The following is a 19,944-nucleotide window of genomic DNA, read 5'->3' on the forward strand; positions in this document are numbered from 1 at the left end:
ACTGACCAAAAAAGAGTGGGGAAGCTAGATCAACCAAAGTCAAAAAAGCGTGAATAAGCCAATACTCAGTGGCTTGAAATTGACTCAAGTTGTTGCAGAAGCAAGGCCGCCTGGGTGCGAGTCCGCACATTCAGCTTACGAAAAATCGCCGTGACATGCGCCTTGATCGTCGCTTCGGAAACGCTCAGCTCATAAGCAATCTGCTTGTTCAGCAAGCCCTCACAGACCATGGTCAACACCCGGAACTGTTGGGGCGTCAGGCTGGCGAGGCCTTCACTGGCGGCCTTGGCTTCAGCGGAAACGCTCACCGCTTCGAACGCTTGAGGTGGCCAGAATACATCGCCGTCGAGCACCGCGCGCACGGCTTTCTGGATGACACTGAGGTCACTGGACTTGGGAATGAAGCCACTGGCGCCAAATTCGCGGGACTTCACCATGATCGAGGCCTCTTCCTGGGCCGAGACCATGACCACCGGAATCTGCGGGTACTGGCCGCGCAACAACACCAGACCGGAAAAACCGTAAGCCCCCGGCATGTTGAGGTCCAGCAGCACCAGATCCCAATCGGCCTTTTCGTCCAGACGGGTTTCCAGCTCGGCAATACTCGCCACTTCCACCAGACGGACATCCGGGCCAAGGCCCAGGGTCAACGCTTGATGCAGCGCGCTACGAAAAAGAGGATGGTCATCGGCAATCAGGATTTCGTATGTGGCCATTTTTCAAATGATCCTGTTTTTCAAACAACTCCAGGTGCAGCCACGCAGATGCACCAACAGGGCACGTTCAACGCCAATCACATGGCTATTCACGTAAAAATACGGCGTATCAAACGATGGCCGCGCCCCAATCGGCGCCAAGCATGCCCAGCGAAACCGGGGTGGTCAAGATGCATAACCGGTACAGTTCTTTGCAGTATGGGCGACAATCAGGACATGGCGGGGACGTCGTTATGAATAAACGGCATCAGCTCGGCGTGGGCCGGTGTGGCGAGGTTCATGTCCAGCTGGTTTTTCGCGTCCAGATAATGCTGACTGAACACATCAAAATAAGCGTCCAGCGCTGACGCGGCCGCGGTATCACCGGCCAGATCGAGACACAGTGCAGCCACTTCAGCGGTGCATAAATGTTCGCTGCGGGTGGAACGGCGCAGTCGATAGCGTGACAGCTTCTCGGGCAGCAGGCTCAAGATCGGCAAGCGATCAAAATACGGGCTCTTGCGAAAGATCTTGCGGGCTTCGGTCCAGGTGGCGTCCAGCAGAATGAACAGCGGACGCTTGGCGCTATCGGTCTCGACGCTGTTGGTGACGCGTTCGGGCTCAACGTATTCGCCCGGAAAGACCAGATACGGCTGCCACTGCGGATCTGACAACAGCGCCAACAGTTGCTGATCGACTTCAGTACGCGACCAAATGAACGCATGGTTATCGCGCACCACATCGGCAATCAGCCAACCGGTGTTGCTCGGTTTGAAAACTTCCTTGTTGGTCATGATCAGGCACACACCCGAGCGGGCCTCGACCAACGGACGCCAGGCACATAGGCAGTGACTTTCAATCACGCGGCAATCACGGCATCGCGGCGCCCTCCAGCCACGGGCCTGAATCGGCTTGATGCCCTCCTCTTCACGCTGATCGCGCAAGCGGGCGACGGCGTTTGCGGCAAAGCGCGGGGTGGCAGGGTTCATCGCAGGCGGCACCACAGGGGATGGAAAATCGACACGCAAAACACTCGCAAGGGCAAAAAGTCGCGGCAGTTTATCAGAGCAACCGGTACAAGCCTGTACCGCCCAGACCTCCTCCCCTATAATTCTGCGCCACTGAACGCACAGTCATGTGACGGGTCGAACCACCAGTCACTGAACCAGGAGAGTTTCATGCTGCGCCTTATCGTTCCCACCGCTGCCATTTTGCTGGCGTCGTCCTTTAGCGCTCAGGCTGCATCCTTGAGTGAGCAGAATCTCAACAGAGAGCTGCAAAATGTCGCCGTACAAAGCAGTGTTGGCACTCCACGGGCGATCAACGAAGACATTCTTGATCAGGGCTACACCGTTGAAGGCAAGACGCTGATCAATCACTTGAGCGTGCAAAGCAGCCACGCCGATAAGATGCGTGCCGACCCCAAAGCGGTGTATTTCCAGCTTGGCGCCTCTGTGTGCAACAACCCCTCGTACCGCAAACTGATGGCCAAGGGCGCAGTCATGCGTTACGACTTCACCGAGGTGAAGACCAACCGCGCCGTTGGCTCCGCCAGTTATCAGGAATCGGATTGCCCGAAAGCAACCCCGGCCAAGAAGAAGTAATCATCGGGAATTGGCGCGCCGTTGTTCATCCTCGGCGCGCAGTTCTGCCAACAGCGCTTGCAGATAACGTGAACGCCGGTCGGCCCCCTCCAGACGCCGGCAGCACTCTTGCTCGAGACTCAAATGATTGGTCTCGGCGGATGCCTTCAACAATCGATACAGTTGCGTATCGATCTCCAGAATGACTCTGGCCATCGCTTCCAGCCTCCCTGCACCTCGCCCCTTCGAGCGAAAAATCCTTGAACTGCATCAACCGATGCGTCGCGCCTTTGACGCAAAGCTGTCGTGTCACGCCTGTAATTTAGTAAATCAGAGCGCCAGACGCTTGGCTTGCGTTCAGACGAACGGTGAAATCACCTTGCAAATCGTTAATAAGCGGTTGCCAGGAAAGACTTTGCGGCGCAATCATCAAGCCAGCGAGAATCTCTGCAAGGGTCTAGATTCAGAGTATTAACGATCATCTTTCGTGGCAGAAAAGGGGCTGCCCGGCCTACGTCTAAATTGTGCGAATGTTTCTTTCTCCAAGGGAACAACAAAGCCTGTATGGAAGGAGAAGTTGAATGCCTTACCAACCGAATGACCTCCTGAGCCGTCATTTTGAAGAAAGCGGCCACGACCTCATCAGCAAGGTCGAAGAACAACTCAACCTGGTTTCACCCAACAGCCCCAACACCCCGATTTACCGCGACATGATCCTGACCGTGCTGCGCATGGCCCAGGAAGATCACAACCGCTGGAATGCAAAAATCACCCTGCAAACCCTGCGCGAACTGGAACACGCCTTCCGGGTGCTCGAGCAGTTTCGGGGGCGACGCAAGGTCACCGTATTTGGCTCGGCCCGCACACCGATCGAACATCCACTGTATGGCTTGGCCCGAGAACTCGGTGCGGCACTCGCGCGCTCGGACCTGATGGTCATTACCGGTGCCGGGGGCGGCATCATGGCGGCTGCCCACGAAGGTGCGGGCCTGGAACACAGTCTGGGATTCAATATCACCCTGCCCTTCGAGCAACATGCCAATCCCACTGTCAAGGGCACCGCCAACCTGCTGCCGTTCCACTTTTTCTTTACCCGCAAGTTGTTCTTCGTCAAAGAGGCCGATGCGCTGGTCCTGTGCCCCGGTGGTTTTGGCACCCTGGATGAAGCGCTCGAAGTGTTGACGCTGATTCAGACCGGTAAAAGCCCGCTGGTGCCTGTGGTGCTGCTGGACTCGCCGGGCGGCACCTTCTGGCAAGGCGCGCTGGACTTCATTCACCATCAACTGGAGGAAAATCGCTACATTCTGCCAACCGACATGAAGCTGGTGAGTCTGGTCTACAGCGCTGAAGAAGCGGTGGAGCAGATCAATCAGTTCTACAGCAACTTCCACTCCAGCCGCTGGCTCAAGCATCAGTTCGTGATTCGCATGAACCACAAGCTCAGCGACCGGGCGCTCGAACACATGCAGGAAGCCTTTGCCGACCTGTGCCTGAGCGATCATTTCCATCAGCACGCTTATAGCGGCGAGGAGCATGACGAACCGCAGTTCAGTCATCTGGCGCGACTGGCCTTCAACTTCAACGCCCGGGATCATGGACGCCTGCGGGCACTGGTGGATTACATCAACCTGCCGGAAAACTGGGCCCATTCAAAACCCCAGCCGCAACAGCGCACGCGCGAACCGTCCAAGGTGACGTGAGGCACAAAAAAACGGCCCGCTATCGAAATAGCGGGCCGTTTTTATTAATCATCCATTCCTCGACCACTGAACAAGCGGCTGATCATTTCCATGGAGTATCCCCGATAACTGAGGAACCGCCCTTGCTTGGCGCGCTCCCGGACGTCTATAGGTAGATGCCCGGCAAATTTGCGCCGCCAGGTATCTTCCAGTTGCTCCTGCCAGTTGATACCGCTCTCGCGCAAAGCGAGTTCAATATCTGCACGTTGCAGGCCGCGTTGGCTGAGTTCTTCGCGAATACGCAAAGGCCCATAGCCGGAACGGGCGCGGTAGGAAACGAAACTTTCGAGGTAACGGGATTCGGACAGCAGACCCTCTTCCGTCAAACGATCAAGTGCGGTGTCGATCATTTCAGGGAGAGCGCCGCGCTGACGCAACTTACGCGTCAGCTCGACTCGACCGTGCTCGCGTCGCGCGAGCAGGTCCATTGCGGTTCGCCGCACCGCGACGAGTGTATCGAGTACGGCGGTCATCGGATCAATCAGATATCAGCGTCAGCCAGGTCATCAGCAGTCTCTTTGACTGGCGATGCTTTGACATCCGGCGCTGGGGTCAGCAACTTGTCACGCAGTTGCTTCTCGAGCTTGGCGGCGATTTCCGGATTGTCTGCCAGGAACTTGGCCGAGTTGGCCTTGCCCTGACCGATCTTGGTGCCTTCATAGGCATACCAGGCACCGGACTTCTCAACGAAACCGTGAAGCACACCCAGGTCGATCATCTCACCGTTGAGGTAGATGCCCTTGCCGTAGAGGATCTGGAACTCGGCCTGACGGAACGGCGAAGCCACCTTGTTCTTCACGACTTTAACGCGGGTTTCGCTACCGACGACTTCATCACCTTCTTTCACCGCGCCAGTACGACGGATGTCCAGACGTACCGAGGCGTAGAACTTCAGCGCGTTACCACCGGTGGTGGTTTCCGGGCTGCCGAACATCACGCCGATCTTCATACGGATCTGGTTGATGAAGATCACCAAGCAGTTGGCGTTCTTGATGTTACCGGTGATTTTACGCAGCGCCTGGGACATCAGACGGGCTTGCAGGCCCACGTGCATGTCGCCCATTTCGCCTTCGATTTCAGCCTTCGGAACCAGCGCGGCCACGGAGTCGACGATGATCACGTCAACCGCGTTGGAACGCACCAGCATGTCGGTGATTTCCAGGGCTTGCTCGCCGGTGTCCGGCTGGGAGACCAGCAGGTCGTCGACGTTGACGCCCAGTTTGCCGGCGTATTCAGGATCGAGTGCGTGTTCGGCGTCGACGAATGCGCAGGTCGCGCCGGCTTTTTGAGCCTGGGCGATCACCGACAGCGTCAGCGTGGTTTTACCGGAGGATTCAGGACCGTAGATTTCAACGATACGACCTTTTGGCAGACCGCCAATGCCGAGCGCGATGTCCAGACCCAGAGAGCCAGTGGAGATAGCCGGGATCGCCTGACGGTCCTGATCGCCCATACGCATTACGGCACCCTTGCCGAATTGACGTTCGATCTGACCCAGGGCCGCAGCCAAGGCTTTCTTCTTGTTGTCGTCCATTAAAGTCCTCACGTAATCAATAAGGCCTGACGGCCAACACCTGTATAAGTAGCCAGTATTATTCCACAGCGTTTCAGGATCGCCTACCCCTGATTTGAGATTTCTCCCGCGGCATGGCGCAGCAGCCCCTCTAGCGCGGCCTTAACCGTTTGTCGGCGGACCTCATCGCGGTTACCGACGAAGTGTTGCTCCTCGCTGAAGACCTGCTCGCCCACGCCCCAGGCCAGCCACACCGTGCCCACCGGTTTACTCGGAGAACCGCCATCCGGCCCTGCCACACCGCTGACCGCCACGGCAAAACGCGCGTGGCTTTTGTCCTGGGCACCGCGAACCATCGCCTCAACCACCTCGCGACTGACCGCACCGACCGTCGTGAACAACTCGACCGGCACATTCAACTGTTGGGTTTTCTGGCGATTGGAGTACGTCACATAACCGGCCTCGAACCACGCCGAGCTCCCCGGGATACGGGTGATCGCCTCGGCGATGCCGCCGCCGGTGCAGGACTCGGCTGTAGTGACGTGGGCATTGAGAACCTGCATGCGCCTGCCAAGCTCAGCGGCCAGCTGGGTGATTTCTTTCACGGGCTTCTCCTGATCGAGCGGAATGAGAACTACCGTACACGAGCAGATGGCGCTTGCAAGGCGCAGGATTGATCAAAATGTTAGCGAGTGACGGCTCTGATATAAGCCTGACACGCCTGCAAGGCAATCAATCCGCTGTCACCGGCGTCGGTGATGGCGATAATTCGTTGAGCATGCGCCGGGTCAAGTCGGGCTCGCGCAACTCCATGATCCACGCTGCTGGCGCTGGAGGTGGCTGGCATTGAACAGCCTGAGGCAGCGTCATCGGCGTCGAGGAGGACCGACAAGCGCACATCAGCAGTGGCAAGACGATCGCGCAAGCGACCTTGATCACGTTGGGCATCGCTAAGCGCTCGAAAATGGACTTGTTCACTGATTGAAAGGCGCTGTTCAAGCGCCTGACGCTTGTCCTGCTCGGCCTGTTGCTGCGTTGCTGCAGCCATTGCCAGCCGATTCAACGCTTCGGCATGCACGCGGGCCTGTTCCGCCAGTTGCCGGCCATACCGCCAATCCTGGAAGTGCCAGGCCAGCGCCGCCGAGCTTGCGGCCAACACAGCCAGAAACACAACAAGCCCAATTGCCCGGCAAGAAACCGGCATCAGACCGAAGACTGGCATAGCACCGCCCTCGCCCGTGCCCACAACAACAGACGATCTTGCAGACCGTTGAGCCCACCGTTGATACGACGTGTGATGCTGTTGAACTGGTCGCGGTCGGCCAGTTCGTTGAGGCCGTTTTTTTGCCAGAACCACGCGGCGGATTCGGCGGCCCATTGGGGTTTTTCCAGGAGTTCTGGCAGAAATAGCAAACGGTCATCGCCGAACAGTCCGAGACTGCATTCACGGTAATTGTCGCGGCCAGTAATCTGGATCAGGCCCCTGCCACGGTACTTTTGACCATCACCGTCGGGGGCGGGCGTATTGCCCAAACGGGCGGCCAACGCGCCGGTGTCGTACTTGCTCAGATATTGCTCGCTGCCAAGCTCACGCACGTACTGCAACTGCCCGGATTCATGGCCGACTTGCGCGAGGAAAGCGGCAATGCGTTTCGGGGTATTGATGTTGAAGCGAGCCATCGCGTTGTTGAGTGCGCAAATGAAAACGCCCGCTTGGGGGCGGGCGTTGGGCATGACGGTTTCCAGCAGTTGTTGCGTAACAGTCATGATGACCTCCATGGAAAGGATGGAAAGTTACTCGGCCGTCATCGGCACAAAGCACTCAATGCGCCAAGGACCGAGCGTCCAGGCAGGTCGCCTCGATGGAACAGCGATAGCTGTTCTGACGACTGCCACTGGCCGTAACCTTGTCGATTGACCAACGACCGCGCATGAAATCGGGCCACGTACTGTCCAGCAGCACCAGACCTTCGGCGGACAATCCTGGATTGCCGGGACACTCGATCTTCACCTTCAATGCTTCACGCATCATCCGGCGCACCTCGCCCTCAGCGGCGGCCCGGGCGTCGTTTGCACTTTGATAGCGTTGACGAAGGGTCTTGAACGGCGCGATGCCGCTTTCCTCGACACGCACTTTCCCGGCGGCTGCATCCCACCAACCGGTCTTGCAGCCCTGATATTTCGCCCGAGCGGTTTCTTCGAGGGTTGCCGCGATAAAAGCCTCCTCGCCCGGACGATTGTCAGTCGTCACGGAGAGCTTTATGTCCGGCATGACGTTGCCCGACAGCGACTTCGCCTGCCCACGTCGCGCCAGCACATACAAATCGTTGATCGGCTTGGCGACACCGTCATGGAGAGTGGCCAGGCGGGTCAGAAACCCCATGTCCGTCTCGTTGGACTGGTCGATGTGTTCAATCTGGATCTGCGCCAGTTCAGGGGCGACGCGCGGTGAAAATCCGTGCCGGGATGTCAACTGGCGAAACAGCGTCCCCACGGTGGTCGGACCATGGCTGACTGATCGGCGTTGCTTGAAGCCGGTTTCATCCGCAGCACTGAACGGTGCCGCCGTGGCCACCAGCGTCATACGCAAGGGAAACAGCGTCGGCGTGCGCCGGGTGATCACGAATTCACCTTTATCAACCAGGCCCGACTCCACATAGCCCACTCGCAAGCCGATTTTTCCGCCCAGGCTCGGTAAACCTTCGAGCCCATCCAGATTAATGGTCAGCGTCAGTTGATCGGACTCTATCCCCGCCGCATCGATGTGCTGCCATGAAATCAATCGCTCGTTGAGCAGCGCAGCATTCGCGCCGTAAATCTCCACCGAGGGTGTGAAACCAAGTGACATGCCGCCTCCTTAATCCCAGGCCGATGCCGGCTTGGGTGCAATGGGTTTTGAGTCCAACTCCGGCAGGAGCACCCGCACACCCGCCGGCAATACCGGACCATATTCGGCGAGCCCCGGATTGAGGCGCCAAAGCGCCTCTTCGGCGATATCGTCACAGCGCTGAAGCGCCCGGTAGAGCAACAGATTCACTGAGTCACCGGCGATACTTCGAACATTACGCATTGGCGTACTCCATCAAATCGATGAACCAATCGACCACCATCGCGGTGCCGTCATCAATCACGTTCGACTGGGTTTCTGACACCGTGACGATCTGCCATAGCCCCCAATTGCGGCCGGTGCCGTCAACCAATGGCACCGCGACGTGCCGCGCCTGCATAGCCCGCAATTCGTCAAGCCGTTCCATGGCCGTCGCGTACATCGATTTGCCCGTTATCTTCAGTTTTTGCAGGCCTTCGCCGGTCTGGCTGGAAAGGGGCTTACTGCTGGCAGTTTCGATAACCTTCCAGCCACCATCCGAATTACGTATCAAGTTGTGGTAAGCGAAGTTTCTGGACAGGCCGAAAATGAAAGTGCCCAACACCATTTGCTGACGCATCAGCTACCTCCATCGGTCAGGGCCGCGTCACTTCGCATGGCGAGTGAGTTGGGCATGGTCATAAGTCCGAATTGGCCCGTGATCTGTTGCACAACCAGATTCGCCAACTGACTGGCGCTGGCCTGATCCTGGCCATTGATGTAAATGTTCGCCGTCATCGAGTTCTGCTGATTGCTCGTTTGGGCGCTAGTCAGGTCTTTGCTGACCTGGTCCGGAGCGGCGAGTTGATCGGCAGGTGCGGCGAGTTTTTCGCCCAGCCAACTACCCCCCTCCCCACCTACCCAGCTCCCTGCCAGTCCGCCGACGACCCCGCCTACCGTTGCGCCAATGGCCGTGCCGAGGAGCGGACCGAACAAGGTACCCACAGCAGCGCCCATGGAAGCACCTGCAGAAGCCCCGGCCCAGCCGCCCGCGGCACCCAGGCCAGTGCCGAGCATCTTGGGGTCGCCGTTCATCGTGCCTTCAATCACATCGGGGGCAGCGCTTAACGCAAATGCTCCAGGTAAAAAGCGCTTAAATACGCCCAATGAAGCACTCAAGCCTTTCAGAGAATTGCCGGGGAGACGGGGAGCCTCGCCGCCCAATACTCGCTTGGCAGCCCGACTGGTCATCTCATCCATGACAGCTTTGAACAGCGCCCCCACCAGCGGTTTGATCGCGGCTGCAACGAGCACAATTGCAGCAGTGGCTTTCGGTGAGGTTTCAGCAGATTCGCTCAAGCTATCAACCAGGGATCCAAGCGAGTGAAGCAAGCTATTCGTCGCAGGTGCCAGCGCATTGCCCGTCGTCACCGACAGGCGATCATTGCGTGCGCTCATAACGTTCAGCTGGCCTTGCCGGGTTTTTGACAGCGCGAGTGCGTCTTGCCTTACCGAGCCGCTGTTACCCAATTCCGACGTCGCGTACTGAGCAGTGTCTTTCACCTGCCAGAAGGCGCCATTCACTTCGGCAAGGTTTTGCGCCATGCGCAGTGCCGCTTTATCACCATTGCCAAACAGGGTAAAGGCAAGCGTCGGGCGTTTCTCGGCAGGTTGCGCGTTCAAGGCCGCAAGCACCGACATCACCGTGCCAGGTGCTGTCTCCTTGTCACGCAAGCCGCTCGCCATCGCTTTCGGCTCAAGACCCAGCTGCTTCCACGCTGCCCGCTCGGTTTTGGAGGCTTGATCTCCCTTGCCCATGGCAGCGGCGATGTCTTTCAGCGCTACGCCGGCTTCAGCCATCTGCGTACCGGTATTCAACAATGCCGTCGTTAACGCGGCGGTATGCGCGGGTGCCAGGCCTGCTGCTGTAGCAGCACTACCATCACGCTGCAAAACGGCGCCGATGTCAGCCGCTTTCGCACCACCGGGTATCTTGCCCAGATGGTTGACTGTATCCGCCAGGTCAAAGGCTTGAGTACCATTGAGCTTCATGGAAGTGCGCCAGCCGAGCATCATCTCTGCGACATCCATGGCCGGCATTTTGAACGCCGACGCGGCGACGCCAGCATCACTGGCGAAGCGCAGCAGCTCAAACTGTCGGTCGGAAGCATTGGGCAGATCACCCGCAATTCCTGCATTGGCGGCCAGCGTTGCAATCCTCACCAAATCAGCCGCTTCGGTCCCTCCGGCCGCCACCAGCGGAGCGATAGCGATTTGCTGGGTTGACTGCACCATCTCTTCTCTCTGGCGCGGGGTAAACTGGCCTGCCTGCTTCAGATCGGCCCTGGCCAAATCCATCGCTATCGCGGGTTTAAGCAAGTCCGGCGGTTCGATACTGCTGCTCGACTTTCCCGCACTCTTTTGCTCGCAAGTCGACTCACACTTTTCACCGGCTCCCATTGCCTGCGGTAACAAACGTTGCGACGAAAGTTTGAGGGTCAACGACTCAATAGCCGCCGTCAGCAGCCCGAGCTTGATTCCGACATTTTCCAGCACCAGACCAAGGCCCAGCATTTGATCCCTGACGGAGGGGCCCGTACCTTGTGCTGACATAACGCTCGTGGCAGCGGTAGTCAGGCTGGTATTTGCGAACGCCAGCCCACTGTTATCGATGGCTGCGTATTTGAGTGAATATCTATCGTCCGCCATCCCGCTCTACTCCTTTTTCACGCCAAGGCGAGTGATCGCAATGTCGTATCGGCGCAATGCCTTGCCGGCGTCCCATTCCAGAATTTCCGCCTCACTTATCGAGTAAATGAGCGGCACGACATCGAGGATTACTTCGATGTCGCGCTCCGAAAGAAGTCCGCCGGTTTGTTTAAAAAATCGTCGATGCGTACCTGAAGCTGTGTCCAGTCGGGCACGGTCAACAGGTCCAGGTCGGGAAGCATCAAGCCGGTGCAATGGGCGGTGATGAACTCGGCGCGTTCCTTGGCCGTTTTCAGTTTTTTCATCGCTTTAGTGGCGCGTAGTACGGGCATTTCCAGCGTCAGGGAGGTCAGGCTGCGGCCGGCCACTTTGAGTGGTTGCAGCAGTTGCACTTGATCGGGATCGCCCACGGCTTCGGCTTCGGCTTCGATATCCGGCTGTAGAAAATATGACGCCGGACGGGTCGACATCTCATGCACGTACTGCGCGATGCTCACGTAGTCCGGGCGTTTGAGCTGGTCGAGTTCCTTGACCGAAAGACCGGTGGCCAATTTGGCCAGTTCGAAAAACTGGTCGTCCTCATCATCGCCAGCACGTGCCAGGGCATCTTTCTGTGCGGCGTAGTACAACGGCTTGAGTTGAATCTGTTCGATGGCCGACTGATCGTCGCCGGTGATTGGCGACAACAGGGCATGAACGGGAGGTGTCCAGGACATGGAATGAATTCCTTGGGTGTGCAACCTGTGGGAACCGGCTCGCTCGCCACAGGAACTGCGTTTAGCTGAGTTGTATTGAGGTAGTGCGAGGGGTTATGTGATCAGCACTGCGCGACGGGCATCACCGAGAATATCCACGCCGTTGAGCATGAACTTCTGGGTACGCACGTCGATGTCGATCACAGGAATGCCGTTTTCGAGACGGTTGTAGGTGCGGCAGGAGAGTTCGAGGGTGGTCTTGGGTTTATCGCCCATTTTCAGCGCAGCTTCTCCAAGAGATTTCAGCTTGCCGCCGACAGTGTGATAGGTGAACCAAGTGTTGCCGTCCTGATCCTGTCCCGCTTCACGCACGTTCAGCAGAATGTCGTCGCCCAGTTTCACGCCCAGGGCAAGCATGACTTCCGGACCGGCGCCTTGCAGAATGAGGGTGGCGCCCAGCACCTTGCCGCTCTTGGCCATTTCCTCGGCGATGAAGCGTCCGCCGGTCATCGGTTCCATATCGAACTCGATCTTCGGCGGGGTGAACTCTTCCACGGTCGCCGACAACGGCAGGCCTTGCAGGGTGGCCGCGATGGCCTGTCTTACACGGTTGGTAAACATTAGAGAACATCCTCCAGGAACTGCTCGATGATTTCATCGCGGGCATTGAGTTGATAAACCATGTGTTCGTTCGGCGCGTAGCGGCCGTAGTCGATGACAATGAACCAGGTGCCGTTTTTGTACTTCTCGACGCTGTTCAATTCCGGGTGCAGGTACACGCTGCCGCCAGGGATCGTTTCGTCGACAACCAGGGTTTGCAGCCAGTCGTTGATGCGCTTGACCTCCTGATCCATGAACGACTTGGTCAGGTTCTTCGCCATGGCTTTCTGGCCGGCCTTCACCAGCTTGCGGCTGATCGCATCTTCAAGGCCGACGTAGCTGATGAACTTGCCGGTGATGGACCGGTTACCCAGCAGCGAGAAGCCACCGAGGACGGTCCGGGCGTAGTAGCTGATGCCGTAGCGGTTGAGCAGATCGCCTTCGGTGGATGTGTCGAGGATGTTGTATTCCACGACTCGCGACACGTCTTCGGCGTAGGTCACCTGGTTGCCGGGGCTCTCCCATTGCTTGACCTTGGCGAGCGCGGCAATGGCCAGGCTCGATGGCGACAGGAAGACGTTTTTCTTCGCCGCCTTGGAGTAAACGGCCGGCATATTGTGCACGACCAGGCAGCGGTCGAAACCGAGGTCCGCGCCGCCCAGTTCCTGGCTGTAAGTCACTTGATCAGCGACCGCGGCATCCTTGCCGTCGAGCACTACACGAGCCTTGATGCGCTTGCCGAACGAGGCGAATTCGCTGGCCACGGCTTTGGTGCCGGTGAAGCCTGGCGCACCAATGATGGTCAGGTCTTCCGGCACACCGCTCAGTGCAGCCAGGCCGAGTTTGCGACCGGTCAACGGCTCGATGCCGCCGATCACGTTGTTGATGGTGTCCGCCGGGGCTGCACCCTCTTCGACAATAACCACGTAGACCGGCACCTTGACCACTTTCAGGATCTGGAACACCGCGTGGAACAAGGTGCCCGATTCAGTGCCGGTCGGATCGAGCAGCGCCTGGGTGGTGAAGCTGTTAATGCGGAACGGGGAGTTACGCGGAATCAGCGGATCGGCCTTCGGCGCCGTGCCGATCAGGCCAATGACGTTGTCACCGAGACCACCCATGGCCTCAGGGGATTCGGAAGCATTGACGGTAATGCCGTTGTGCTCGAAGTTCAAAACCTCAGCCATGGTTATTCAGCCTTCTTGGCAGCGGCCGATTCGGCCTGGGTGGATGTGGACTTCAGCGCCAGGCGACCGACGCTTAGCAGCGCGTTGGCTTCGACGTCGAGCAGGTCGAGCTCTTGGCCAGCGGTCGACCAGTGACCACGCCCGACAGGGAACGGGACGAGGACGGTGTAGGTTTGGCGTTCTGCCATTTTGCGTTTCTCCAGATATGAAAAAGCCCCATTCGTTTGGGGCTTTCGGTTGTCGTTGGGTGTTTGTGCAGATAAGAAAACGCCCCGGTTGAACGGGGCGTTATTGAGGTTGTTTCGAGACCCGGACAGATAGAGTCGGGCGGCTATCAGCCGAGGGAAACTCAGGAGATTGCGGCCAGTCGCGCAGATTTCGGATATAGGACAGAAGCTCGCTGAACTGCTCGGGAGTCAGCGTCGGCTCTTGGCCAATATCCAGTTGATCCCGATGGCGCTCCCGAAGCCATTTGACGCGCTCGATCTCTTCGTCGCGCCACACACGCTCCACCGTTGAACGTACGGCTAACGTCTGCGCGGGAGGGTCAATCAAAATAGGTAAGCCATCCGCATCGAGGCTTCTGACTTTTCCAGGTTTTGGGTTCGCTATAACTTCCAGATATCGCGCCTCAGTAAGCGGCACAACATCATTTGGCATTGCGCCGTGTACGCGATCCAAGTAAACGCTGTCTGTTGATTTGCTGTAATAACGCATCTTATGAACCTATGGCCAGATATCGAACATTTGTCGTAGCCAAGTTGCCGTACGCAGTGAAACTTGTCAGTGACAAGGGACTCACTCCAAGCGAGTGAGCTCCGCTGCCGGCATCCGTCGCAAGTATTTGGTAAATGGCGGTTTTGAACGCAATTGGATAGCTGAAGGTGCCTGTTGTGCCCGGCATGATTGCGACGCCCCACTGAATCATCAAACCGCCTAACCAGGAAGGGAAAACAATGTAGCCATTCGCAGCAAGGCTGACTGAAAACCCAAGGCATAGTTTTTTAGGCGTTACGATAGTAGCGTCATCCGTGCCTTCGTTAGCCTGGGCCTGAGTCGCGACTTTTGCAGTTCCCTGTCTTGTCTCTGTTGCCTGCACGATAGAAGCAGCAAGCGCGGCGACATCAATATTTCCCTGATTGATCGGCGCGTTCCAGGCCTTGATGCACCACATCACGGCGAGGTTGTTTGGTCGGGTAATGCCGTAGGTGCCTTCGGAATTTCCGGGTAACGGAACATTTGCCTGCAGGCTTACGCCCGCAAGTGTCACGCCAGAGTAGAGTGCTATGTCGCCACTGTCGTAACCTGTCCTTACTCTCGAAGCGCCATGATCAGCAAGGTTGGAAGCAATTGCCTGGGTAGCCGCCACGTTTGTATCGATTGCCGCGATGCTGCCTTTCTGCCAGCTGCCAATATCACGGGAGGGGTCAACCCCGCGTCCATGATCCCAACCCCGGAAGAACTCGCCACGTGATTCAGGCAATCGGGTGTAACCCGTCGCATCACCTGGCAAGTTGTACTTGCGGTTCAGATACGTCGCCAAATCAGGATAAAGAGTGTCTTTGAATAGGCTGTTATCTACTTCAAGGAACCCAGGCGGTACGCTTTGTGTAGGGAAAGGCACCATCGTCCCCACCGGCAACGCAGAAGCCTTCGCAATCATCGCCTCAATCTCGGCCTTGGTGTACGTGTCCTTGATGCCAAACCCCGCCAGCGTCTCCGGATTTGTACCGCCAGTGGCACGACCGTACTTATCGACCGTCAGGCTCTTGTAAGTCCCTGCCTGAATTCCCGTCCTGCCGGCGAGCATTTCAAAGCTCAGCGAAGTAGTACCCAGCGTTATCGGGCCGTTCGTGACCAAGTACCAAAGAGCCCCCCCATTAGCAGCGCCCTCTTCGACCATTACCGTCAGGCCCGGCGTTACCCTGGCGCTGGTGTTGGCATCGACCGAACGTACCCACGCGCCGTTAGCCGCGACATAAATACCGTTATCTTTCGCTGCCGTTTGCGCCACCGCCAGCACACGCTGTCCAGACAGCACCGCGACGCCGTCGATTTGCTGCGCGCCACTCAATACAATGTTTTCCGTGGTGGCCACGCGAACCGATTGCTTGCCGTCCAGCTTGGCCAACTCATCGGCGAGATAACCCATTACCCACGCACGCGTCGCCTTAACCACCGTGTCATCAATCAACAACGTCACCAACGACGCATTACTGGTCTCAAAAATCGAGCGAATGTAAAACTCCTTCCCCGATCCCGACGTCGCCAAAACCGGTTTGAACGATTCCGGGTATTTGACGATGGCATACAGAATCCCGGTATCCGTCCAGATTCCAGCCTCGCGCACATACCAGCCGCCAACATCTGGAGGGATGGTCACTTCAGCCAGCAACCAGCTCGGATTCTTCTCATCCTGGAACAGTGCATTGAGCGGCCCGCGCCAGACTTCGCGCTTGAGCGCAGTGTCGGTTGCCGCCGGGTTGTAAACTGCACCACCGCCGTCACCGACGGAAATCTGCGACAGCTTGATCGGTGTGCCCGCCGCCTTGCAGGCAGTTTCGTAGGCAATCCCCGCATTGGTAAGCAGGGTGTAATAGTCGGCCATTTAGGACCCCTGAGGATAAATAGTGGAGGTTTCGACGGCGTAGAGCCCGGCCGCCATAAAGGCCTGGCCCGAGGCTTCGAGCCCTTCGATGACAATCGGATAAATCGTGGCCAGCTCGCCGCACACGGTGGCGGCGCCGATGACGTGATGACCGAAGGCGCTCAGGCCGACGGAGATTTTCAAGGTGTCGCGTTCGCTTTTGGCGTCCGCCAGGCGTCGATCAAGACGCGCATCGATTTCTTCGCTGTAAGGCTGTTCGGTAAAAGCCCTGACGGAAAAGCTGTAAGGCTGACCGGGTGGCGATTGCTCGTACCAGGCGCGCACGTCGGGTTGCAGTTGCAAACCTTTGGCGGCGTTTTCCAGTGCTTTGCGAGTACCTGCCTGCCGCGCGGTGGCCCAGGCGAGCTCTACCGTTAAACGCTTTTCCGCTTCGGGTGCTTCGGAGCTCCACTCGCTGACACCGCGATCCGCGCCGAGGTACGGCAAGAACGCCAATGGTGTTTCGCCGGGGTTCATCAACGCTGGAAACGGCAGCGTAATGCGCTCAAGCAATCTGCCGAACCCGAGGTCTAGAGCCCTCTCCAGCGGTGAACTGTTGGCCGGGAGCAGACTCGGCCCAGGTGTGTCGTCACTCATAACGTATCCACCTCGACCTCGACCCCCGTACAAAAGGGCGCCTGGAAAGCTGTCGTCACAATTGGCGCCAGCGGTTCAAGGATTTGCAACTGAACCGCACCGGCGTTGTGCAGCGTGTAGTCGATCCAGCTCGGGTCGACTCGCCCTTCGAGGCGATGACAGGAATCGGCATACGCCTGCAGCTGCTGCTGCACGGCGGCCTTGGTCAGCCCGGAATCGGGACCGGCGTTGATTTTCGCCACCACGCGTATTTTGTAGGTCTTGATTTGCGCGCCCTGGACGGTCACCCGGTCGGTCTCGGGCCGCACATCAGGTCGGGCGAAATGCTGGCGAACACCGTTAAGCAGATCGCCGGACGGCGTGCCATCGCCCTCCCGCGCCAACACAGTGACCATCACTTCGCCAGGCGCAGTGCGACGCCCGTTGCCATCCTTGACCTGCGCGGCATAGCCGTCAGGGTTGAAGGTGTACGTGACCGTCACCACGCCCGCCTCCGCCGTTTCGACCGTCACCGCCGGTCGTTCACCCAGGGTGAAAACTTCCCGGCGATACTGCATTCGCGAACCGGCCGCCGGGGCATGGGGCGCCAGGTAATAACGCAACCGGGCATTGTCGTCACTTTCAAAAACCGCGGGGACGGGCGGGAACGCTGCAGGATCGCCCGGGTCCAGCAATTGACGCTCAAGGCCCATGTCTGCCAAGCGTGCATCGAGGTTGCTGCCGGTGGCCCACCACGCCAGCATTTGCTTGATTCGGGCGTTGTATTTGCGCTCGTGGGTTTGCAGTCGTACACAAAAGGCCTCGAGGGCCAGGGTCAGCAATTCGCTCTCATTTTCCAGACTGTCCTTGAGCTTCGCCGCGCTCTCGGGAGAGCGGGCGCCGACGTATTCAACGACGAAGATCTTGAACTCTGCGAGCAGGTCCTCAAACGCCTCGACGGTGACGATGGCCGGCTCGGCCAACTGATTCTGGCCGGGGATCAACATACTCATGTCACCACCTCGAAGGTTTGTTGACGGTTTTTCCAGGTGCCGGCGAAGCGCAGCAACAATCCCGCCCCCTGCCGGCTGGCGACAATGACTTGCGGTTGAAAATCACCGATGCCGTTCTGCTTGTTGTAAAACGCTTGCGCCGCATGGCTCTGGGCAAGCATCAGCACGTCGTCGCCGAGGTTTTGGCCCAAGAGATTCGGGATCAACGAGCCGTATAAAGGACGTTTCTGACGAGTGCCCAAAGGCGTGGTCAACGCTCGGGTCGCGCGCTGCACAAATTGCGGCCAGTCATCGACTGATGCGCCGGTGTTTCTATCGATTCCTATCATGGAAAACTCTTTAGGCAGTGCTAATGACTCGACCCTGGTGATCCACCAAGGGGCCGCTCAGGTGCACACCGGATGCGTCGAGCAGTAAACCGCTCGCGCCCAGTTGCAGTTGGATCGCCTTAGGCGTCATGACCAACCGGGCTGCGCCGATGCTCAGTTCGAGCGATTCGCGAGAGCCGGTGAACGTTGTTGGGCCGTTTTGCCAGTGCAGAGCGTGACTGGCGTCGTCGTAGCCACTTTCGGAGCCGTCCTGATAGCGGCGTCGCGTCAGCGAAGCCTGCGTTGAGGCCGGCGGAAACTGACCACCATTGAGACCGAACAGTGCAACGGACTGACCGCTGCTATCGCCGCCGCCATGGTTCAGCAGCACACACTGCTCACCAACCGAGGGAATGCGTGACTCGCTTTGTGCGCCGGCGCTCGGGTTAAAGAATCTGATAGCGGGGCTCAGTAGCTCACCGTGGCGAACCCTGCAGGTGTTGCTGGCCGCATCGACTTCCTCGCACACGCCAATCCGGCAGAGACTGTCGGTACGCCGATTCAGGTCTTCAATCTCGGTTTGCATCTGCGCCAGACGCTCGATGATCGGGCCAAGGTGCTGACTGATAAGGACATCGAACATGGATTACCCCTCCAGTGCCTGGTATTGGTCTGGATCGTCGATGTTCGACACCTCCCAGGTACGGGCAAATTTAGGCGTGCCCACGGGGTCGTCCTGCAGCAATGGCCCGAGGTACAAAGTCTGGGTAAATGAAACGGTCCAGGTGCTGTATTCCCGGGCGCCGCTGATGAACGTCGAGGCAATGCCATCGATGTTCAACGGCAGATCGCACTGATCGCCGGGCAGTTTCCAGCGGTTATCAGTGACCAGGTTTTTCAATTCGCTGCCCAGATCGCAGGCTGCCAGGCCGGAAACGGGCGACACGACGTGCAGCGAAACCGTCAGCACATGAGCAATGCGCCCGTCATTGGCGCAACTGCCCGGCGCATCGTGCTGGAGTGCAATCAAAACCCAATCGAGATTATCTGTGCTGTCGAAATCTTGAGGGCTCCCGACATTCAAACCGGGAACGGCGATGCGCAATGCCTCGGCAATGGCGGAAAACAGCTGTGAAGGTTTTTCGATGACGACCGGCATTAATGGCCTCCTGTCAAAGTTGAATGTGAGGGTTCGAGATGTCGCCTCACTGTTGATCAGGGCGAGAATCGCGCGGCGGCACGTCGCAAACACCAATCCGCTTGGCCGCCCAGCGCTCATAAAGGCCAATCGCGACGTCCGCCCCGGCCATCGCCGTCAGGCAACCAAACGCGCAGGCGGCCCAGATCGACACGCCGGCGGCGTACAGCAGCATGATTGCCGAGACCCCGCAGATCACGCAGGCCCCGGAACGCAGCGCCAGACGCCGCATCAGCGCCCAGCCTCGGGCGCCGTCCTTGTCGGCGCGCCACATTTCGCCGGACACCCCGCCCACCAGGGCGAGGACGATGACAAGCCAGATCGGCATGTCCAGCAACGCTTGTTGCTCGTTTGTCATGTCACGCCTCCTGGGGGTGATTGATGAGTGATGTACTTGTGTTTGAGCCGGTGCCGATTGAGAAATCGGCGACAGGTAGGCATTCCAAAAAGCCCGGTATTACTCCGGGCTTTTCAGTAATGCGGTCCTGCTGACTTTTCGGCGCTACTGGCGCGGTACGAGTCCATTCGAATTGTTCTTCCGACCGCGGTCCCTGCCCGCCGGATAACTGCTTCTGGTGCTTTACGCTGCACACCCGGGTCAGTTGCCAACCCTCTGAACCGTTGAGGCCGGTTCATCGCTGCCTTTGTGGTGGAACTAAAGAGCTTCGTTTCGAG

The 19,944-nt window shown here is 58.2% G+C and carries 26 protein-coding genes; 2 read left to right on the top strand and 24 right to left on the bottom strand.

Features of this window, described 5'->3' with window-relative positions:
- Window positions 1-65: 65 nt before the first annotated feature.
- Entirely contained in the window at window positions 66-716 is a 651-nt protein-coding gene (gene erdR, locus QRN31_RS03795; RefSeq protein WP_052966391.1) for a response regulator transcription factor ErdR, read from the bottom strand.
- Between the two features lie 209 nt (window positions 717-925).
- Window positions 926-1,684 (bottom strand): tRNA-uridine aminocarboxypropyltransferase, encoded by a 759-nt coding sequence (locus QRN31_RS03800; protein WP_285430292.1) that lies wholly within the window; start codon window positions 1,682-1,684, stop codon window positions 926-928.
- Between the two features lie 189 nt (window positions 1,685-1,873).
- Here QRN31_RS03800 and QRN31_RS03805 point away from each other — a divergent pair, with 189 nt between their 5' ends.
- Window positions 1,874-2,299: a PA3611 family quorum-sensing-regulated virulence factor gene (locus QRN31_RS03805; RefSeq protein ID WP_259151663.1), complete on the top strand. Its 426-nt coding sequence runs from the start codon at window positions 1,874-1,876 to the stop codon at window positions 2,297-2,299.
- Here QRN31_RS03805 and QRN31_RS03810 read toward each other — a convergent pair whose 3' ends face one another.
- On the bottom strand, window positions 2,300-2,494 hold the full coding sequence (locus QRN31_RS03810) for a hypothetical protein (RefSeq protein WP_285430294.1): 195 nt from the start codon (window positions 2,492-2,494) through the stop codon (window positions 2,300-2,302). It abuts the gene before it with no gap.
- A 365-nt stretch (window positions 2,495-2,859) separates the two neighbouring features.
- Between QRN31_RS03810 and QRN31_RS03815 the strand changes: the two genes are divergently transcribed.
- Window positions 2,860-3,978, top strand: coding sequence for an LOG family protein (locus QRN31_RS03815; protein ID WP_285430296.1), 1,119 nt, complete (start codon window positions 2,860-2,862; stop codon window positions 3,976-3,978).
- A 44-nt stretch (window positions 3,979-4,022) separates the two neighbouring features.
- On the opposite strand, the gene recX is transcribed toward QRN31_RS03815, so the two are convergent.
- The 21 genes from recX to QRN31_RS03920 form a co-directional block, all read right to left on the bottom strand.
- Window positions 4,023-4,490: a recombination regulator RecX gene (gene recX / locus QRN31_RS03820; RefSeq protein WP_285430298.1), complete on the bottom strand. Its 468-nt coding sequence runs from the start codon at window positions 4,488-4,490 to the stop codon at window positions 4,023-4,025.
- 8 nt (window positions 4,491-4,498) lie between these two features.
- Complete coding sequence (gene recA / locus QRN31_RS03825; RefSeq protein WP_007907270.1) at window positions 4,499-5,551, bottom strand: recombinase RecA; 1,053 nt, start codon at window positions 5,549-5,551, stop codon at window positions 4,499-4,501.
- An 83-nt stretch (window positions 5,552-5,634) separates the two neighbouring features.
- Window positions 5,635-6,135 (bottom strand): CinA family protein, encoded by a 501-nt coding sequence (locus QRN31_RS03830; protein ID WP_285430300.1) that lies wholly within the window; start codon window positions 6,133-6,135, stop codon window positions 5,635-5,637.
- An 80-nt stretch (window positions 6,136-6,215) separates the two neighbouring features.
- Entirely contained in the window at window positions 6,216-6,752 is a 537-nt protein-coding gene (locus QRN31_RS03835) for a lysis system spanin subunit (RefSeq protein ID WP_285430302.1), read from the bottom strand.
- Window positions 6,734-7,297: a glycoside hydrolase family 19 protein gene (locus tag QRN31_RS03840; RefSeq protein WP_285430303.1), complete on the bottom strand. Its 564-nt coding sequence runs from the start codon at window positions 7,295-7,297 to the stop codon at window positions 6,734-6,736. The genes QRN31_RS03835 and QRN31_RS03840 overlap by 19 nt, the downstream gene beginning before the upstream one ends.
- Window positions 7,298-7,352: 55 nt before the next feature.
- Window positions 7,353-8,378, bottom strand: coding sequence for a contractile injection system protein, VgrG/Pvc8 family (locus QRN31_RS03845; RefSeq protein ID WP_285430305.1), 1,026 nt, complete (start codon window positions 8,376-8,378; stop codon window positions 7,353-7,355).
- 9 nt (window positions 8,379-8,387) lie between these two features.
- Complete coding sequence (locus QRN31_RS03850) at window positions 8,388-8,600, bottom strand: tail protein X (RefSeq protein ID WP_285430307.1); 213 nt, start codon at window positions 8,598-8,600, stop codon at window positions 8,388-8,390.
- Entirely contained in the window at window positions 8,593-8,976 is a 384-nt protein-coding gene (locus tag QRN31_RS03855; RefSeq protein WP_285430308.1) for a phage tail protein, read from the bottom strand. Before QRN31_RS03855 ends, QRN31_RS03850 begins: the two co-directional genes overlap by 8 nt.
- On the bottom strand, window positions 8,976-11,045 hold the full coding sequence (locus tag QRN31_RS03860; RefSeq protein ID WP_285430309.1) for a phage tail tape measure protein: 2,070 nt from the start codon (window positions 11,043-11,045) through the stop codon (window positions 8,976-8,978). The genes QRN31_RS03855 and QRN31_RS03860 overlap by 1 nt, the downstream gene beginning before the upstream one ends.
- A gap of 128 nt (window positions 11,046-11,173) precedes the next feature.
- Window positions 11,174-11,761, bottom strand: coding sequence for a phage tail assembly protein (locus QRN31_RS03865; RefSeq protein ID WP_285430312.1), 588 nt, complete (start codon window positions 11,759-11,761; stop codon window positions 11,174-11,176).
- Between the two features lie 93 nt (window positions 11,762-11,854).
- Window positions 11,855-12,361, bottom strand: a complete 507-nt coding sequence (locus QRN31_RS03870) for a phage major tail tube protein (RefSeq protein WP_285430314.1) — start codon at window positions 12,359-12,361, stop codon at window positions 11,855-11,857.
- Window positions 12,361-13,527: a phage tail sheath protein gene (locus tag QRN31_RS03875; protein WP_285430316.1), complete on the bottom strand. Its 1,167-nt coding sequence runs from the start codon at window positions 13,525-13,527 to the stop codon at window positions 12,361-12,363. Before QRN31_RS03875 ends, QRN31_RS03870 begins: the two co-directional genes overlap by 1 nt.
- 2 nt (window positions 13,528-13,529) lie before the next feature.
- Complete coding sequence (locus tag QRN31_RS03880; protein WP_285430318.1) at window positions 13,530-13,715, bottom strand: hypothetical protein; 186 nt, start codon at window positions 13,713-13,715, stop codon at window positions 13,530-13,532.
- A gap of 100 nt (window positions 13,716-13,815) precedes the next feature.
- On the bottom strand, window positions 13,816-14,244 hold the full coding sequence (locus QRN31_RS03885; RefSeq protein WP_285430321.1) for a phage tail protein: 429 nt from the start codon (window positions 14,242-14,244) through the stop codon (window positions 13,816-13,818).
- A gap of 1 nt (window position 14,245) precedes the next feature.
- A complete protein-coding gene (locus QRN31_RS03890; RefSeq protein ID WP_285430323.1) occupies window positions 14,246-16,135 on the bottom strand; it encodes a phage tail-collar fiber domain-containing protein in 1,890 nt (629 codons plus the stop codon).
- On the bottom strand, window positions 16,136-16,771 hold the full coding sequence (locus tag QRN31_RS03895) for a phage tail protein I (protein ID WP_285430324.1): 636 nt from the start codon (window positions 16,769-16,771) through the stop codon (window positions 16,136-16,138).
- Entirely contained in the window at window positions 16,768-17,763 is a 996-nt protein-coding gene (locus QRN31_RS03900) for a baseplate J/gp47 family protein (protein ID WP_285430326.1), read from the bottom strand. The genes QRN31_RS03895 and QRN31_RS03900 overlap by 4 nt, the downstream gene beginning before the upstream one ends.
- Window positions 17,760-18,092, bottom strand: a complete 333-nt coding sequence (locus QRN31_RS03905; protein WP_222589993.1) for a phage baseplate protein — start codon at window positions 18,090-18,092, stop codon at window positions 17,760-17,762. The genes QRN31_RS03900 and QRN31_RS03905 overlap by 4 nt, the downstream gene beginning before the upstream one ends.
- 10 nt (window positions 18,093-18,102) lie before the next feature.
- A complete protein-coding gene (locus QRN31_RS03910; protein ID WP_285430328.1) occupies window positions 18,103-18,714 on the bottom strand; it encodes a phage baseplate assembly protein V in 612 nt (203 codons plus the stop codon).
- Window positions 18,715-18,717: 3 nt separating this feature from the next.
- Window positions 18,718-19,230, bottom strand: a complete 513-nt coding sequence (locus QRN31_RS03915) for a hypothetical protein (protein ID WP_285430330.1) — start codon at window positions 19,228-19,230, stop codon at window positions 18,718-18,720.
- Between the two features lie 46 nt (window positions 19,231-19,276).
- Window positions 19,277-19,627, bottom strand: a complete 351-nt coding sequence (locus QRN31_RS03920) for a phage holin family protein (RefSeq protein WP_285430331.1) — start codon at window positions 19,625-19,627, stop codon at window positions 19,277-19,279.
- Between the last annotated feature and the right edge of the window lie 317 nt (window positions 19,628-19,944).

The organism is Pseudomonas sp. fls2-241-R2A-110 (genome assembly GCF_030209165.1).
Lineage (GTDB): Bacteria > Pseudomonadota > Gammaproteobacteria > Pseudomonadales > Pseudomonadaceae > Aquipseudomonas.